The organism is Pedobacter sp. W3I1, assembly GCF_030816015.1.
In the GTDB taxonomy this organism is placed as follows: Bacteria; Bacteroidota; Bacteroidia; order Sphingobacteriales; family Sphingobacteriaceae; genus Pedobacter.
This window is the reverse complement of sequence record NZ_JAUSXN010000001.1, coordinates 4,022,804-4,040,036: the sequence shown is the minus strand read 5'-3', so window position 1 is coordinate 4,040,036 and position 17,233 is coordinate 4,022,804. Positions and strand designations below refer to the sequence as shown.

Sequence of the window (17,233 nt, the reverse complement as noted above, 5' to 3'; positions counted from 1 at the left end):
CGGAATGTAGGTCTGTCGCCTTCAAGTTATCAGGTACAATGCAACAATTAAAGTTAGCGATCAAAAAATCGCCTGTTTCTTTCATGTCAGGTTGTTTTGCCTTACAGCAAGCATGACTGGTTGAAAAAATAGCAAAACCTGGTAAAATGGATCTGGTAGACTTTATGGGAAAAACTATATGTTCAATATGCCGATATAGAAATTTATATGGCCATTTCCTTGTTGTACCGGTTTCTGTATTCTAGCGGCGAGACTCCGGTTATTTTCCGAAAAACTTCTCTGAAAGCTTTTACATCTGCATAACCTACCTCATACATGACTTCGTTAACCGTTTTTCTGCTGGTTTCCAGGGCTTTTTTGGCCGATTCTATTTTAGCGCGTTGCAAGTATTCTATTGGTGTGTTTCCGGTTGCTTTGATGAATCTTCGATCAAAACTTCTCCTGCCAACTGCAAACCTGGTTGATAAATCTTCTATCGATATTTTTTGCTGTAGATGGTTTTCGATATAATATTGTGCTTCTTTTACCATTTCATCACCATGTTGTTTTTGTCCTTTAAAAATAATAAAGGTCGATTGGCTTTGCCTGTCCATCTCAATCTGGAAAACCTTTGAGCAAAAGATAGCCGTTTGCCTATCAAAGTATTTTTCTACCAGATACAGGAGTAGATTTAAAAAAGAATAAGCCCCGCCATTGGTATAAATACCATTTTCGTCAGTAATCAGTTTATCAGGCTGTAAATCTACTTTAGGAAACATTTTGCTGAAATGATCAGCTACAATCCAGTGGGTAGAACAGGTTTTGCCGTCTAATAAACCAGTTGACGCCAATAAGTATGCACCGGTACAAACACTCGCTATTTCGGCACCATTTTTATATTGCGCCGCAATCCACCCAATTAGTTCTTTGTTCCCTTCCATGGCTTGCTGATAGTTGTGGTTTAAGGAGGGGATAATCACCAGGTCGGTTTTGTTGATGGATGAAATATGTTTGTGTGGTTTCACCGAAAATAAACCCTCATAAAAATCAACCACTGTAGAAATACCTGCCAGCTCAATTTTGAATAGCTGTGTTTTGCCGCTTTCCTGCCAATACGCATTAGCCCTGCTTAGTATTTTATATGAACCAACAATGCTACTTAAGTTATTCGGTCCGTCGGGTACAAGGATGGTAATATGTTTCATCTTAATGGTTTTATATTGGTTTAGCATCAATCTGCTAATTTTCTGTAGTAAAGATAAAGTTTAAAACTGTCCAAATCAACCCGCTACAATGTCTATTTTACACCCTGCTTGCAGTGCATATTGCTGTTAACTTTGTTTTATTCTAATCAATCTTTAATTTAAACAACAGCAGAACCATGGAAAAGCAAGATTTTACAGCCACCATTTTGGTAGATCAAAGTCCGAATGAGGTATTTAATGCAATCACCAATATGAGCGGATGGTGGTCGGAAGCTATTGAAGGAGCTACCAATATCATTAACGCCGAATCCGTTTATCATTATAGGGATATTCATTATTGTAAAATGAAGTTGATAGAACTGATTTCAGACCAAAAAGTGGTTTGGCTGATATTAGATAACTATTTTAAGTTTACTACTGATAAAAGCGAGTGGATTGGTACAAAGCTAGTTTTCGATATTAATAAAAAGGGCGCACAAACTGCTGTAACTTTTACACACGAGGGATTGGTGTCTCAGTACGAATGTTATGAGATTTGCAGGGAAGCGTGGACCAACTATATTAAAGAAAGTTTGTATAAACTAATTACTACAGGAAAGGGGCAACCAAATCCTAAAGAAGATGATGGTTTTAATACTGAGTTGGCAAAAAAATGGAAATTGGAAGCCTGATAATAGTGCAGCCTGTTAAATTTAATGAACAGGCTGCAATTGAATATTTAAAGTAGATATAATGTGTTAGTGTTTTCGAAGATTTTCGAGAGTGCCAATAATCTTCTTTTGGCTTTTAATGGTTTCTTCGTAAAGCCCGAGCAATTTGTTTTTTTCTTTGATTAAATTTTTGAGCTCGTTAAGTTCCTGGTCGCTTTGTGCAAAGGTATCGATTTCAAGTTGAGTCAGATCTTCATCTTTACGATAGTATTCGAAAAAATTAATACCAAGTGCAATAGAGATCCGGGTTAATAAATTGGTATCTATCGAGTCCGATTTAAGTAAAGTATCCACCCGGTGTTTGCTCACGTTTATTTTCCCGGCAAGCTGTTCTCTACTCATTAATTTTGCCTTCATCTCTTTCCAGATCAGCAACCCAATATTTATACTCATGGTTAGATTAGGGTTTCTTTTTAGACTCAAAGCCGTACAGATTATTCTGGTAAAGGTATGATGCCATTTGATAATTGGAAATCGCTTCATTGATCAATTTCTCATCTGCAGGTATAGCTACGGCGCTTCCAGTGGTGAAATCGGGCTTGTATGTAGCTGCTTTTTTATTTGGATTGAGAATAACTAATTTATTGTTTTTAAGGTAACCTAAACTCTGGTAGGTGCTTATAAAAGCCCTTTCATCGCTATCTTTCATCTTAAACACATCCTGACCGAAAAACTTACTGTCGTAACTGAAATTCAGGTAACCCAAAATGGTTGGACCGATATCAATCTGTGCGGTTAGTTTCCCGAATTTACCTGGTGCAATGTGTTCTGGACTGTAAAAAATCATTGGAATGTGGTATTTATCTACTGGTAACTCTACTTTACCTGCACTAGAAGCACAATGATCGGCTACAATGACGAATAAAGTATTCGAAAACCAGGGTTTTTGTTTTGCTTCGCGTATAAATTTGCCAATAGCGTAATCGGTGTATTTAACTGCGCCTTCTCTGCCGGTGTGCGATGGAATATCAATCCTTCCTTCAGGATAGGTATAGGGGCGGTGGTTCGAAACCGTCATAATCTGAGCGAAAAAAGGTTTCTTGTTTTTATAATCTTTATCCAGTTCGCGTAACGAAAGCGTAAATAAATCTTCATCGGCAACACCCCAGATATTCGAATAGTGGATTTCTGAATCCTGAAGTGAACTTCTATCCGTTACCTGATAGCCATTATTTGAAAAAAACTCGTTCATGTTATCGAAATAGCCATAACCACCATAAATAAACCTGCTGTTGTAACCTTTTGAACGAAATATGCTGCCTAAGGTGAACAGGTTTTTATTATCAGGGCGTTTTACGATCGATTGTCCGGGGGTAGGCGGGATGCAAAGTGAAAGTGCTTCCAGGCCTCGTACAGTACGCGTTCCCGAAGCATATAAATTGTTGAATAACAAACCTTCTTTTGCCAGCGAATCGAGCTGTGGCGTAATGTGCTGTGTATTACCAAATGTGCCCAAAAACTCAGCGCTTAAACTTTCTACACTGATTAGTACCACATTCATCTTGTTTTCAGTACCAATGCTACTGATGGTTCTGGAAGTATTTTTAAATGCTCCATTCTTAACAGTAGAATCTTCCTGAAGCAAATGGCTCAGAATAGATTCGGCACTTTTAATGGGGAGGGTTTTGTAAAAAGTATTGTAATCGAGCTGATTGTTCCAAAAAGCGAATCCAAAATCGTACATGCCATTGCCCGAAAGCTCGTTTACATATTGATTTTTGCTTAGGTATTTCCATCTATGGCTTACACCGAAGTAAGTAAGAACTGGCAGACATAAAAGAATAAGGGCAATTTTTGTCCGCTTACCAAAACCAGTTTTAGTGGTGGTAGATGTTGTGATAGGTTTTCTTAAAATATAGACAATTAGCGCCGTGATGATCACCAAACCAATCATAATGCTGTTGATCGGGTACGATTGGCGGATATTACCGATAACTTCTGTGGTGTAGACCAGGTAATCGACCGCTATAAAGTTATAACGGACTGAAAATTCTTCCCAAAAGAACCATTCTGAAATGGCATTGAAGATTAGCGTAAAAACAACAAAGAAAAAATAAATGAACAACAATATTTTGTTGAATTTGCTCGCATACCATTTTGAAGGAAGTAACCACAGGTAGATCACAATCGGGATTACTGCGAATGATGCAGCAGCAAGATCGTAAAATAAGCCAATAACAAAAATTTTAAGGAGGTTAAGTACCGACCAGTCAACTGATGATGCACTATAAATTAATAAAGAGAGCCTTGTAATCAGCGATATGGTACATAATAATACTGTAACTAAAAAAACTGGTCCAAATCTATTATCGAGTAATTTATTTGTTTTTTCTTTAATGCTCATAGTTAATGATGAATCCAATTTTGAATTAAACTAGCCAGACTTTGTAGTTGGCGAAGGTAAGTTTCAATTCTGAAGGAATTCTGAAGGTTTGGTTAGTGCCCTAAAGGTATTGTTTAAGTATTGCACTTAACGATTTATTAATATTTAATTTGTGATCGGTTCATAATTGATTATTGCTTTGAAAAATTAACGCTCAGCGTTGAGGTAAATCTCGTAATAAGCTTGTCGCATAACGTTTTATTTATGGTGTTAGAGATTACAATCATATTATTTGCGCCTGTACGGGTAGTTTGGCCGAAATCACTTGCTGTTAATCCTGTTACCAACGCATTAAGCTGAATGGTTACCTTGGCCAAATATGTTCCTGAAGTAACCTCTACTCTGGTCGCTTCTAATTTGATCAATTGGGGCTGGTTCATTTCGAACCTCACCGGAATTTTGGTTCCAGAAGCTTCAATATAGGTTCCTGTTAACAATAATGGAGGGTTGGTGGTTGATGAATTCATGGTTAGGTTAAACTGATTATGCTCATAAACACCAGAAACTAATGAAACCGTACCAGATAAAGAATCGGGTTTTAATGCATTAACCATATATAGGTTCTTAGATTCTAAAGAGACGGGTGTGCCTGCTTTTGTAGCACTGAATTCTACTTTGGCAATATTAACACTAGCAGTAGTCCAGTTTATACTTCCATTGGTGCCGGGCGCTACAACGGTTCCACTTGCGGTTGCATTGCTGCTAAGCGATGCATTTAAATTGCTTGCACTAAAACTGTAACTCAATTTGGTATCTGCTGCCACCTCTTTTTTTGTGCAATTGGTCAATAGCAACATCAATAATGCAGCAGAAGCAATGGTGTAAAATTTTTTCATTGTATTTGGTTTAGGGATAAAAAGAAGTTAGTTAAGCCTCTGTACTCAAGATACATTCGAATTCTGTAGCAATTCTGAAGTTGTAGTATCCAAGCCCTTTTTATCCCATTAAACCCATACTTAAAACTTATAACTGTAACCTAATCTAAAAACCTGAGTTTCATAATAATCAGTACTGTTAAGCCTGAAACCGTTTCCATTGATTTCCTTTTTGATCTTCAACGTATTCAGGATATCATTCCCATTTAAGAAAATTTCACCCTTACCTTTCTGAATCTGTTTTTTAATGCCCAGATCCGTAGAAAACCTGGCGCCAATTTTCCCTTGTGGGATAATATCAGGAGCCAGGTAAACCATTGCCAGTTGGATATCTGTTTTGCCCGGTAATTTGAACTGTCCGTTAAATTTGCCATTGCCTGATACGATAGACTGCTCAGGTGTACTATATACCGTTGGAACAGGATATTGGTTGGCTACTGTAAAGGCATTGATCTTGTTTCGATATAGTGTAGTGCTTAGGTTAAATGAAAACCATGAGGCAAGTTCCTGTTGCAAAAGTAATTCACCACCCGAATTAAAGCTTTTTCCCGCATTTTGGAAGATATTATAGATAATGGCATTACCAGGAACAATAGTGGCAATGCGTGTGATGGTGCCATTTACGATCTTATGAAAAGCTGATGCATAAAAATAGCCTTTATTCCAATTGTTTTTGTAACCCAATTCTATGGCATGTGTAAACTGTGGGCGTAGGGCAGGATTGCCCACTTTTAACAGTTCAGGTTCATCGTATTTTGGGAATATCCTGATATCTACTTCATTCGGTCGGTCTACACGTTGGTTGTAGAAAGCACTTATTTTATTTTTCTCATTTATTTTGTAGGCAAACCGTAGGTTAGGGAAAGGTCTGGAATATTCGTAACCATCGCTCTTATAGGTATTATGGTTCGGGTTTACCTTATATTCTACTTTTACGTATTCCATTCTTAATCCGGCTTCCAGTTCGGTTTTGTTGTTCTCATAAACATAGTTGCCATATACTGCCGGGATATTTTCGCTATAATCGGCCCAACCGCCTGCATTTACATCAATAGGAGAGTTTAGCCCTGGATAAAATTGCATATCCGTTGGGATAAACCGATAACGGTATTTTATGCCACCTTCTATCCTTCCATGTTTCAGCGGACGCACGTAATCTAAATTAAAATCTGAAACATGTTCATCAGATAGCAGCTTAAACGAATCCATCCCTGTAAACGCAGGCGTAATGTTAGTGAAAAAATATTTTTCATCTTCCCGGTGCCAGGTGTAATTAAAACCTGCACTTAAGGTATGGCCCGGTTGTGCAAATTTATGCTGATACAGTGCTGAGCCCGTAGCGGTATATTTTACTTCATCTTCTACAAACTGCCACAAGCGGTTCCTAACTGTAAAATCGCTGTTGAAGTAGGGGATGTCGCCAAGATCTCCAATTTTTTCCCGGTTAAAAAAGCCAGATAAGGTAAAGCTGTTATGCTCATCCGGGTTAAAATCGAAGCCGCTTTTTATGGTAGAAAATGTAGTAGTCCTATTGCGTTTAACCTGTTGGTTGATTACCGTGCCATTATCATAAATCCTTTGCGAAAATTCGTTTTTATTTAAGGTTTGCGTATACAGATAATCGGCCTGTAAAAAGGTATTTAATTTGTTTTTACGGTAGTTTAAAGATAGGGAAGGATTAAATTTTGGTGTGGCCTGGTATTGCGCACTTATTCCCGGTAAGTTTTCTTTTCGGAGCCATATTGCCCCAAAACCGGTGCTCATACCCAATTTGCCATTAAAGCCTTCCTGTTTGCTTTTCTTGTAAATAATGTTGATGATACCAGCATTACCATTCGCATCGTATTTTGAGGAAGGATTATTGATAATCTCTATACGCTCAATAGCCGAAGCAGGTATATTATCGAGTCCGGTCTGGCTTCCAAAACCTGTAATCGCGTTTTGTTTGCCGTCAATCAATACCGCAATTTTATCGTTCCCTCTTAATTGTACTTTTCCGTCCTGTATGGTGATGCCGGGAAGGTTTTGCATGGCCTGCAGTACCGAACCACCGAGCTGACTGGTATTTTTGGCAAGATCGTAAGTCTTTTTGTCCATTTTATTGCCTAAACCTTCATGCTGTGTGCCTTGAATATTAACACTTTGTAGGGTTTGTGCATCTTCCATCAGCTCAAAAATGCCCAGGTCGAGAAATGGACTGAGTATACCAATACTGATCTCTTTTTTTAAAGTTTGATAACCCACTATGCTAATTACCAGATTATAGTTTCCCGATGGGAGATCTTTAATCGAAAATCGCCCCTGGTCGTCACTAATGGTGCCCAAAATAAATTTTTCATCATTTGGTTTTTTTAAAACAATGTTGGTATAAGGAAGCGTGTTTTTATTTTTAGCCTCTTTAATCTGTCCTGAAACAGTGATGGGTTTTTCCTGTGCACAAATATCATCTGCCAGCAGGAATATAGAAAAGCAAAATAGCTTTAATAGTCTCTTGTAGTTCTTCATAATCGATAAGTTTTCCGTTGGCAAATTAGAAAGCAATTCTGAAGAGAATCTGAACTATCTGAGGCAATACCAAAAGCTTAACGCTTCAACAAATCAATAATAGTAGATCGGTATTTACGCTACAGTTTTTCTTCAGAATTGATAAATATTATTGTACTATTTATTGAAGAGTGATAAATGGAAAAAGAGCAGGAGATATTGCTACAAAAAGTCGAAGCTTTCGTTAAAGAACTTTTAAAAAAAGAATTGCCGAAAAACATGTACTTCCATGATTTTGAACATACTTTGCTGGTGGTAGAAGGTGTAAGAACTATTGGCAAGCAAAGTAATGTGGGGGAGAAAGATTTGCTGTTACTTACTTTGGCTGCCTTTTTACATGATGTTGGCTATACTAAACAATACATGGGCCATGAGCTTGCCAGTGTCCAGATTGCCCGCGATTTTTTATTTGAAAATGGTCTGAATGATGCTGATATAGGAGTTGTGTCCGATTGTATTTTGGCTACGAAATATCCTCAACTGCCAAATAACAATCTAGAGAAAATTATATGTGATGCCGATTTTTATCATTTTTCCCTTCAGAATTATATTGGTTTTGCCGCCAGGCTGAAAAGAGAATGGGAAGAAAACCTTCATTTAATGTACGCTGATAGAGAATGGGATGCCATCAATATCAAAATGCTGGCGGGACACGAGTACTTTACCACCTTTGGCAAACAGACATTACAGAAGAAAAAAAATCTGAACATTGAAAAACTAATACAGCGATTTTACCTAACAGGTTTGCGATGGTTTTTTTAATTTTCCGGTTTTAATGATTACTTTATGTCCAACTAAATAACAAATGATTAAGCAATGAAAATTTTAGTCATTGAAGATGAACAGGCTTTATTAGAGAGTATCCTGGCCTATTTTACCGGAGAAGGTAATATTTGTGAGCATGCTTCAGATTTTGCTGCTGCCAACGAAAAAATATCGCTCTATAGTTACGATTGTATTCTTTTAGACTTGGGCTTGCCGGGTGGGGAAGGGCTAGAGCTGTTAACCAAACTGAAGCAACTGAAAAAAAGAGATGGTGTACTCATTATTTCGGCCCGCCATTCGTTAGATGATAAACTTGCCGGACTCGATCTTGGTGCTGACGATTATTTGGTTAAACCCTTTCACTTATCAGAGCTTAAAGCAAGGGTAAGTGCCATTGTGCGCAGAAAGAATTTTGATGGCAATAATGTTATTGTTTTCAATGAGATAACAGTTGATGTATCGGCAATGAAAATTACGGTTAAAGGCAATCAGGTAATATTAACCAAAAAAGAGTTCGATCTGATGGTTTATTTCCTCTCTAACCGCAATAAAGTGGTGACTAAGAATGCCATGGCCGAACATCTGTGGGGAGATGAAATGGATCTGTCTGACGATTTCGACTTTATTTATACCCACGTTAAAAATCTCCGCAAAAAACTACTCGAAGCCGGATCAGCTGATTATCTTCGTTCTGTTTATGGGATTGGCTATAAATTTGGCGATATATGAAACTCTCCAACCGTTACAACCGGGCGAATATTTTAACCTCCATTGTGGTGCTCATCATCACTGGAGTGATCTACTATGTTGTAATCCATTTTATTTTAACCCAAAAATTGGATAGGGATTTAGCTGTCGAAGAGAATGAAATTAACCAATATGTAAAAACTTATCATAAACTGCCCTTACCCGCAAGCTATCTCGATCAACAGATTTCTTATAAAACGCTTAATGGACCTGTTCCTGAACGCGAATTTCTATATACCATCTATTATAATCCAAAAGAGCAGGAAAACGAACCCGGAAGGAGTTTAATTACGGTTGTTCGTTTGGATGATAAAGCCATTGAAGTAACAATAACCAAATCGAGGGTAGAATCAGAAGATCTGGTGAGAATTATTTTATTAATTACCGTAGGTATTACCGTGGTTTTGCTCTTGTCCTTATTACTAATCAACAGATTTGTACTGAACAGGCTTTGGCGCCCTTTTTATTCTATTTTAAACCGGATGAAATCTTTCGAGGTAACTCGGATGGATACAATTGAACACGAACCAACAAAAATTGATGAGTTTAATGAGTTAAATAAATCGGTAAATGCGATGGCCGAAAGGGTGCGGCAAGATTATAAAGAGCTTAAAAGTTTTACCGATAATGCTTCGCACGAAATGATGACTCCTTTGGCCGTTATTAATTCTAAATTAGATTCTTTACTGCAAACGGAATCATTTACAGCACAACAAGGGGCGTTGCTGGAAGATATTTACCATGCCACAGGCAAATTATCGAGATTGCATCAATCTTTATTGCTGCTGGCCAAAATTGAAAATAACCTGATCCCCGATTTTCAGGATATCGAACTCAAAGAAATGGTGGAGGCAAAGAGCCGTCAGTTTCAAGAGTTATTGGAAAAGGATGGGTTAATGCTTACTGAAAATCTTGTGCCTGTAACGGTTAAAATGAGCCGGTATCTGTGCGATATTCTGCTAAATAATCTTTTTAGTAACGCTGTACGACATAATGTAACTGGTGGACACATAGATGTTGAACTTAATCAGGAAGCCTTAACCATTTCCAACTCAGGAAACCCCAGTCATTTACAAACCAAAATATTCGATCGTTTTTCCAAATCTGTCGATTCTGAAGGGATGGGGCTGGGTTTGGCCATAACCAAACAGATCTGTAATCTTTATGGCTTTCGCATTGATTATCATGAAGAAAGTGGTGAACATGTTTTTGTAGTCTATTTTAGTGATTAATTATTTTATGTGGTGATAGGTGTTACCACCTGTCACTATAAATAATAAACACTTTCTGCGTAGATCAGCGATATCTGCGAGAGACCTAAGCCTAAGCATTTGTCACATTATTTATTGCCCGCAGATTTAAGAAGATTTCCGCAGATTTTTTAATGGTGCCGGGTGTTACCAGTCATGACCATCAATTACTCATTTCCAAACATCACTTTGAATAATAATAACAATACCAACAGATAACTTCAGAATTTCTCCATAATTCGATTATAGTTTTGATTAAAATTTAAAGCTATGAAAAGAACTTTTGGAATTTTATTACTTGCTGGTGGTATGGTTATTACGGCTCAAGCACAAAAAATGAACACCGCTAAAGTGCCTGCTCAGGTTAAAGCTGCGTTTACAAAACTTCATGCCGGAACCAAAGTTTCATGGGAAATGGAGAAACAAGACTATGAAGCCGGATTTATCTTAAATGGTAAAGAAACTTCTGAAGTTTATTCGGCAAAGGGAGTGCTTTTAGAAACCGAAGTAGCAATTAAACCGACTGAATTGCCAACTGCTGTTCTTGCTAAATTAAAAGGCCAAAAAATTGCCGAAACTGCAAAAATTACCAAAGCAGATGGAACCATACACTACGAAGCCGAAGTAAAAGGTAAAGATCTTTTATTCGATTCAAACGGAAATCAAATAAAACCATAGCCATGCCTAACTTCGTTTCATGCACCTTGCTTTTCGTCGCTGTTACTTTATCGTGTAGGGCCCAAAGTATAGATTCAGTTAAAAACATCCCTGCAGATTCTTCAGGAAGATGGTATACTGGCCATCCGATCACCAAAAAAAGGTTTCAGGCAACGGCATTTATTGCACCCGTTTTACTTGCTGGTTATGGTTTTGCCGCCGTTTACGATCATGGCGCATTAAAACAACTGGATGTAAGTACCAAAGCAGAATTACAGGAAGATCATCCTTTATTTGCGGCTCATGTTGATGATTATCTTCAATTTGCACCTGCTGCTGCGGTGTATGCATTGAATTTATCAGGTATAAAAGGTAAACATAATCTGTTTGATGCTTCCATGTTATATGTTACATCAGCTGCAATTATGGGTGTTTCTACCCATTTTGTGAAACAGGGTGTTGGTAGAGAACGGCCCAATGAAAATGGCCAAAATTCTTTTCCTTCGGGGCATACGGCATCTGCATTTATGGCTGCTGAATTTCTCCACCAGGAGTATAAAGATGTTAATCCATGGATTGGTTATGCCGGCTATTTTGTTGCCACTGCCACCGGAACACTGCGAATGTATAACAACAAACACTGGTTTAGTGATGTTGTGGCCGGTGCTGGATTCGGGATTGCATCTACAAAGATATCTTATCTGGTATATCCATATATCAAAAGCCTTTTTACTACCAAAAAAGATGGGAATTTTACATTTATGCCCTTCCACCAACAAGGTAGCACGGGTTTAATGCTTTCGGGCAGATTTTAATTATTCAATATTTTTTGAGTTGTAATCATCCAAAAATGAATATAAAGTTGAAATACCTGATTTTATGCCTGGTTACTTTTTGGGTGGCAAGAGCAACAGCTCAAGTCCCGTCAAAAAGTCTCGATTATTATTTAAAGCAAGCTGAATCTACCAGTCCGGTACTTAAAGATTTTCAGAATCAACAACGTTCTGCAGGAATAGATAGTTTGATTGTCCGGGCTACCGGAGGGCCACAGGTTACAGCCAGTTCGGCAGGGATGTATGCGCCGATTGTGCGTGGTTATGGTTACGATGAAGTGCTTACCAACGGGCAGGCGTTAGAAGCACTACTTAATGTGAATTATGATCTGCTGAACAAGAAACGTATCAATAACCAGCTCGAAGGCATTAAAATCCAAAGCGATTCCATTAAATATGCCGGGCAACTCTCGCTGTATGATTTGCAAAGATCTATTGCCGATCAATATATTTTAGCCTATGCCAGTCAGGAACAGGTGGATTTTAATCGGGAAGTGGTTATGCTGCTCGAACAAGAAGAAACATTGCTTAAAAAATTAACCAGAAGCAATATTTACAAACAATCGGAGTATTTAACTTTTTTGGTTACGCTACAACAACAGCAATTGGTGGTGAAACAGGCCGAACTGCAGTTTAAAAATGATTATGCCACATTAAACTATCTGGCTGGCATTGCCGATACCACACAGGTTAAGTTAGCCGATCCCCAATTGCAGACCGCTAGCACCTCAATCGATCAGGGCTTTTTTAACAAACGTTTCGATATCGACAGCTTAAAAAACAGCAATCAAAAAAACGCAATCGACTTTAACTATAAGCCCAAACTTGGGGTGTATGCAAATGGGGGTTATAATTCTTCATTTATTTTGCAGCCCTATAAAAATTTTGGTGCAAGTATTGGTTTTACTTTTTCGGTACCGATTTACGATGGTCATCAGAAAAAAATGCAGTACAATAAACTCAGCCTTTCTGCTAAAACCATATCCGGTTACCGTGATTTTTTTATCCGCCAGCAGCAGCAACAGCTAAACCTGATCCGCCAGCAGATTAACCAGACTGATGCACTTTTTCCGAAAATTAAAGAGCAGATCCGCTTTAGTAAGGGCTTGATCGAGGTTGACAGCAAATTGATGCATACCGGCGATTTAAAAGTAGCCGATTTTGTTATTGCGATCAACAACTATATGGCAGCTCAAAATTTATTGCGCCAAACCAATATTAACCGTTTAAAACTGATCAACCAATTTAATTACTGGAACCGATAACCATGAATAGCTATCTGAAATTAATGTGTAGTGGTATTGCCACCCTGTTTGTTTTTTCGGGATGTAATCATTCTGCCCCGGCAGAAACTGTAGATGAGCCCTCGCCAATTACACCGGTTCAGGTGACTACCGTTCGGGATAGTGCGCTTTCTGAATATGTAGAACTTTCGGCAGTTTCGGCCTATCTGGAAAAAAGTTTTGTAAAGGCAAATATCAACGGTTATGTAGAAAGTGCCCAGGCCGTATTGGGCAAGCAGGTGGGGAGCCATCAATTGTTGTTTAGTTTAATTACCAAAGAAGCGAAATCGATTGGCAATAGTGTAAATAAGCTTGATGCCGGGTTTAAATTTTCTGGCATTTCCAATATCAGAGCCGATCAGGCCGGAACAATTATTCAGGTAAATCATCAAAAAGGAGATTATGTGCAGGATGGAGAAGCTTTGGCCACCATCAGCAACCGCAATAGTTTGGTTTTTCTGCTCGATCTGCCTTACGAATACAATCGGCTGATCAATCAGAATAGAAGCCTGGCTATCCTGTTGCCCGATGGAACCAAAATGACCGGAACGGTTTCAGGAACGATGCCTTCTGTTGACTCATCAGCGCAGACCCAACGCTATATCCTTAAAGTAGGGGCAGGCAAAGATATTCCCGAAGGTTTGATTGCAAAAGTGAGGTTAATAAAAGTAAACCATACGCAGGCTCAGGTATTGCCAAAATCGGCGGTGTTGGCCAACGAAACCGAAGATGAGTTTTGGGTAATGAAACTGATTAACGATTCAACGGCGGTAAAGATAAACGTGAAAAAAGGCATCGAAAGCCAAAATACAATTGAAGTGCTCGACCCTAAATTTTCGAAAACAGACCGGATCATTACCACTGGGAATTATGGAATAGCCGATACCGCCAAAGTTAAAATCCAGAAGTAGCCATGAACAAGTTTTTCATTTCTCATAAAAATCCAATTCTGGCAGTATTACTCATTATACTAATGGGCGGAGTATATGCTTTCAGCCAGCTAAAAACAGGGCTTTTTCCAGAAATTACTTTTCCAAAGATCAAAATTATTGCCGATGCAGAACTCCAGCCGGTTGATAAGATGGTGGTTACCGTAACCCGGCCCTTAGAAAATGCAGTAAAACAAGTACCCGATCTTCAGTTGGTTCGGAGTACCACCAGTAGGGGCAGTTGCGAGCTTTCTGCGTTTATGAACCCAGGTGCCGATATCGATCTTAGTCAGCAGCGCATAGAATCGCAGATTGCCAAAATTAGTGCTTCATTGCCCGCTGGGGTTAATATTTCGGTAGAGAAGATGAATCCGTCTATCCTTCCGGTAAGTGGATACAGCTTAGAAAGTCACAATTATTCGTCTGCTGAACTGAAAAAAATTGCCACCTATACCGTAAAACCCTTTCTTTCACAGGTTGATGGCGTTTCTGAGATCCGCGTAATTGGTGGTAAAAGCAAAGAATACTGGCTGGAGCTTGATGCACAGAAAATGCAGGCGCTGGGCATTGGCCCCGATCAGATTAGTAATGCACTCAGCCAAACCAATTTTATAAAATCTAACGGCTACCTCGCCGATCACAATTATTTGTACCTATCCGTAACCGATGCCACGGTAAAAAACAAAAGCGATCTGGAAAATCTGGTGTTGAGCAGAAAGGGCAACCGGATTATTAAGGTAATGGATGTTGCCAAGGTAAATATTCAGCAAAGTGTAGAATATACCCGCATTAATGCCAATGGTAAGGATGGAATCCTGATTGCAGTAATCAAACAACCCAATGCCAATCTGGTTGATCTTTCTAACCAGATGTTTACCAAAGTAGAACAACTCAAACATATTCTGCCGGCAGGCGTAAGCATTAAACCTTATTATGTGCAAGCCGATTTTGTAAACGAATCGGTAAAAAGTGTACGCGATAGTTTATTAATTGGTTTGGCATTGGCCATTTTGGTGGCCATTATTTTTCTCAGATCGATAAAGTCAAGCGCCACCATTTTAATTACCATTCCGGTTACACTTTGTTTAACGGTAATCGTGCTTTATTTTATTGGCTATTCGCTCAATATCATGACACTTGGTGCCATTGCAGCTGCCATAGGTTTAATTATAGATGATGCTATAGTGGTCGTAGAGCAGATTCATCGCACACATGAAGAACATCCCGAAGAGCTTACCATGAGGTTAGTAAGTAAGGCGGTGAGTTATCTTTTCCCAGCCATGCTAGGTTCTTCTATCAGTACCATTGTGATATTTATTCCCTTTGTACTGATGACGGGTGTTGCAGGCTCTTATTTTCAGGTGATGACCAATACCATGATCATTACCCTGATCTGTTCCTTCTTTGTTACCTGGATTGGTTTACCTGTGATTTATCTTTTGCTTACCCGAAAAGGGGGCAGTCATGCATCATCGGGCAAAAAAGTAGTGGTACACGAAGTTAAATCGCAAAACTGGGTGCGTTATTTTATACAAAGACCTTATATCTCGATCATATTTATGCTGGGGCTCATCCTATCGATTGTGCTTGTTTTCCCACGTTTAGAAACCGGGTTTCTCCCCGAAATGGACGAAGGAAGTATTGTACTGGATTATGCTTCGCCTCCAGGCACTTCGCTCGAAGAAACCGACAGGATGCTTAAACAAGTAGAAAAGGAAATTGTTAAAATTCCAGATGTTCAGGCGTATTCGCGAAGAACCGGAACGCAGATGGGCTTTTTTATTACCGAACCCAATACTGGCGATTACCTCATCCAGCTGAAACACAACAGGACAAAAAGCACAGATGAGGTGATCTCGGAGATCCGCACGTATATCGAAAATACACAACCTGCTTTAGTAATTGATTTCGGACAGGTAATCGGCGACATGTTAGGCGATTTAATGAGTTCTACACAACCCATCGAGGTGAAAATTTTTGGTAACGACCAGGAAAAATTGCAGGGTTTATCTAAAAAGGTAGCCGATCTGGTTTCGCATGTAAATGGTACAGCCGATGTGTTTGACGGCATTGTAATCTCCGGTCCAACGGTAAATATCCAACCCAATTTTAATATGCTGGCGCAATATGGTGTTAGTCCGGTATCTTTTCAATCGCAGCTTCAAACCGCAATGCAGGGAACTTTAATTGGCGATTTATACGATAAACAACAGCTTTCTCCTATTCGGATGGTTTATCCCGGAAGCAGAACTTTTAGCGTGGCCGACATCAACAAGCTTAAAATTTTCTTACCCAATGGAACAACTGTACCCATTCAGCAAATGGCCAGGGTTGATCTTAAAGCCGGAATTGCCGAAGTAGCAAGAGAAAACCTGCAAACCATTGGGGTAGTTACCGCAAGGCTCGATAACCGCGATCTTGGTAGTGTAATGAAAGATCTTCAGAAAGCCATAAATACCAATGTAAACCTGCCTCCGGGTTATCATATCGAATATGGCGGTGCATATAAAGAGCAGCAACAATCGTTCTCCGAACTGCTCACTATCCTTATCGCATCGAGTTTGTTGGTGTTTAGTGTAATCTTATTTCTATTTAAAGATTTTAAAATTGCTTTTCTCATTTTATTGATCTCGGTGTTGGGTATTTCCGGAAGTTATTTAGCCTTGTTTTTAACCCATACACTACTCAATGTAGGTAGTTATACCGGGTTAATTATGATTGTGGGCATTATCGGCGAGAATGCAATATTTACCTTTTTACAGTTTAAAGAATCTCTTGCTAAACAAAGTGTTGATGATGCCATAACCTTTGCCATTTCTACCCGGTTGCGGCCAAAATTAATGACTGCACTTGGGGCAATTATCGCCTTAATGCCTCTGGCTTTAGGGATCGGTGCCGGTGCACAGCTGCATCAACCATTGGCCATCGCTGTAATTGGTGGTTTTATAGCCGCCCTACCACTATTGCTCATTGCTTTACCAAGCCTGATCAGGCGATTCTACCAATCAGCCAAACCTGCAGGAGATCCAGTTCAAGCGTAACAGATTTTAAATCCATACCCTAAGAATATTAA

14 protein-coding genes are annotated in these 17,233 nt (G+C 39.0%); 9 read left to right on the top strand and 5 right to left on the bottom strand.

Going from position 1 to position 17,233, the window contains the following annotated elements:
- Positions 1-203 precede the first annotated feature (203 nt).
- Positions 204-1,184 carry a GlxA family transcriptional regulator gene (locus QF042_RS16610; RefSeq protein WP_307530375.1) on the bottom strand — a complete coding sequence of 327 codons (981 nt, stop codon included), beginning with the start codon at positions 1,182-1,184 and terminating at the stop codon, positions 204-206.
- A 176-nt stretch (positions 1,185-1,360) separates the two neighbouring features.
- Between QF042_RS16610 and QF042_RS16605 the strand changes: the two genes are divergently transcribed.
- Positions 1,361-1,855 (top strand): SRPBCC domain-containing protein, encoded by a 495-nt coding sequence (locus QF042_RS16605; RefSeq protein WP_307530373.1) that lies wholly within the window; start codon positions 1,361-1,363, stop codon positions 1,853-1,855.
- 66 nt (positions 1,856-1,921) lie between these two features.
- Here QF042_RS16605 and QF042_RS16600 read toward each other — a convergent pair whose 3' ends face one another.
- The 4 genes from QF042_RS16600 to QF042_RS16585 all read right to left on the bottom strand — a co-directional run bounded on the left by QF042_RS16600 (position 1,922) and on the right by QF042_RS16585 (position 7,657).
- Positions 1,922-2,287, bottom strand: coding sequence for a helix-turn-helix domain-containing protein (locus QF042_RS16600; RefSeq protein WP_307530371.1), 366 nt, complete (start codon positions 2,285-2,287; stop codon positions 1,922-1,924).
- A gap of 7 nt (positions 2,288-2,294) precedes the next feature.
- Positions 2,295-4,238 carry an LTA synthase family protein gene (locus QF042_RS16595; RefSeq protein WP_307530370.1) on the bottom strand — a complete coding sequence of 648 codons (1,944 nt, stop codon included), beginning with the start codon at positions 4,236-4,238 and terminating at the stop codon, positions 2,295-2,297.
- Positions 4,239-4,408: 170 nt separating this feature from the next.
- On the bottom strand, positions 4,409-5,113 hold the full coding sequence (locus QF042_RS16590) for a hypothetical protein (RefSeq protein ID WP_307530368.1): 705 nt from the start codon (positions 5,111-5,113) through the stop codon (positions 4,409-4,411).
- A 120-nt stretch (positions 5,114-5,233) separates the two neighbouring features.
- The gene (locus QF042_RS16585; RefSeq protein WP_307530366.1) at positions 5,234-7,657 is read right to left on the bottom strand and encodes a TonB-dependent receptor domain-containing protein; all 2,424 of its coding nucleotides are present in this window, start codon (positions 7,655-7,657) and stop codon (positions 5,234-5,236) included.
- A 177-nt stretch (positions 7,658-7,834) separates the two neighbouring features.
- Here QF042_RS16585 and QF042_RS16580 point away from each other — a divergent pair, with 177 nt between their 5' ends.
- From QF042_RS16580 to QF042_RS16545, 8 genes are all read left to right on the top strand, one after another.
- Positions 7,835-8,458: an HD domain-containing protein gene (locus QF042_RS16580; protein WP_307530363.1), complete on the top strand. Its 624-nt coding sequence runs from the start codon at positions 7,835-7,837 to the stop codon at positions 8,456-8,458.
- Between the two features lie 54 nt (positions 8,459-8,512).
- On the top strand, positions 8,513-9,190 hold the full coding sequence (locus QF042_RS16575; protein ID WP_307530360.1) for a response regulator transcription factor: 678 nt from the start codon (positions 8,513-8,515) through the stop codon (positions 9,188-9,190).
- Positions 9,187-10,440, top strand: a complete 1,254-nt coding sequence (locus QF042_RS16570; protein WP_307530358.1) for a HAMP domain-containing sensor histidine kinase — start codon at positions 9,187-9,189, stop codon at positions 10,438-10,440. Before QF042_RS16575 ends, QF042_RS16570 begins: the two co-directional genes overlap by 4 nt.
- 288 nt (positions 10,441-10,728) lie before the next feature.
- Entirely contained in the window at positions 10,729-11,136 is a 408-nt protein-coding gene (locus tag QF042_RS16565; protein WP_307530356.1) for a hypothetical protein, read from the top strand.
- A 2-nt stretch (positions 11,137-11,138) separates the two neighbouring features.
- Entirely contained in the window at positions 11,139-11,930 is a 792-nt protein-coding gene (locus QF042_RS16560) for a phosphatase PAP2 family protein (protein WP_307530354.1), read from the top strand.
- A gap of 35 nt (positions 11,931-11,965) precedes the next feature.
- Entirely contained in the window at positions 11,966-13,213 is a 1,248-nt protein-coding gene (locus QF042_RS16555; RefSeq protein WP_307530352.1) for a TolC family protein, read from the top strand.
- A 2-nt stretch (positions 13,214-13,215) separates the two neighbouring features.
- Complete coding sequence (locus QF042_RS16550) at positions 13,216-14,142, top strand: efflux RND transporter periplasmic adaptor subunit (RefSeq protein WP_307530350.1); 927 nt, start codon at positions 13,216-13,218, stop codon at positions 14,140-14,142.
- A gap of 2 nt (positions 14,143-14,144) precedes the next feature.
- Positions 14,145-17,201, top strand: a complete 3,057-nt coding sequence (locus tag QF042_RS16545; RefSeq protein WP_307530348.1) for an efflux RND transporter permease subunit — start codon at positions 14,145-14,147, stop codon at positions 17,199-17,201.
- Positions 17,202-17,233 lie beyond the last annotated feature (32 nt).

Excerpts from the sequence above, each read along its gene's own strand:
- QF042_RS16610 (WP_307530375.1), bottom strand. The coding sequence starts at position 1,184 with ATGAAACATATTACCATCCTTGTACCCGACGGACCGAATAACTTAAGT.
- QF042_RS16605 (WP_307530373.1), top strand. The coding sequence starts at position 1,361 with ATGGAAAAGCAAGATTTTACAGCCACCATTTTGGTAGATCAAAGTCCG.
- QF042_RS16600 (WP_307530371.1), bottom strand. The coding sequence starts at position 2,287 with ATGAGTATAAATATTGGGTTGCTGATCTGGAAAGAGATGAAGGCAAAA.
- QF042_RS16595 (WP_307530370.1), bottom strand. The coding sequence starts at position 4,238 with ATGAGCATTAAAGAAAAAACAAATAAATTACTCGATAATAGATTTGGA.
- QF042_RS16590 (WP_307530368.1), bottom strand. The coding sequence starts at position 5,113 with ATGAAAAAATTTTACACCATTGCTTCTGCTGCATTATTGATGTTGCTA.
- QF042_RS16585 (WP_307530366.1), bottom strand. The coding sequence starts at position 7,657 with ATGAAGAACTACAAGAGACTATTAAAGCTATTTTGCTTTTCTATATTC.
- QF042_RS16580 (WP_307530363.1), top strand. The coding sequence starts at position 7,835 with ATGGAAAAAGAGCAGGAGATATTGCTACAAAAAGTCGAAGCTTTCGTT.
- QF042_RS16575 (WP_307530360.1), top strand. The coding sequence starts at position 8,513 with ATGAAAATTTTAGTCATTGAAGATGAACAGGCTTTATTAGAGAGTATC.
- QF042_RS16570 (WP_307530358.1), top strand. The coding sequence starts at position 9,187 with ATGAAACTCTCCAACCGTTACAACCGGGCGAATATTTTAACCTCCATT.
- QF042_RS16565 (WP_307530356.1), top strand. The coding sequence starts at position 10,729 with ATGAAAAGAACTTTTGGAATTTTATTACTTGCTGGTGGTATGGTTATT.
- QF042_RS16560 (WP_307530354.1), top strand. The coding sequence starts at position 11,139 with ATGCCTAACTTCGTTTCATGCACCTTGCTTTTCGTCGCTGTTACTTTA.
- QF042_RS16555 (WP_307530352.1), top strand. The coding sequence starts at position 11,966 with ATGAATATAAAGTTGAAATACCTGATTTTATGCCTGGTTACTTTTTGG.
- QF042_RS16550 (WP_307530350.1), top strand. The coding sequence starts at position 13,216 with ATGAATAGCTATCTGAAATTAATGTGTAGTGGTATTGCCACCCTGTTT.
- QF042_RS16545 (WP_307530348.1), top strand. The coding sequence starts at position 14,145 with ATGAACAAGTTTTTCATTTCTCATAAAAATCCAATTCTGGCAGTATTA.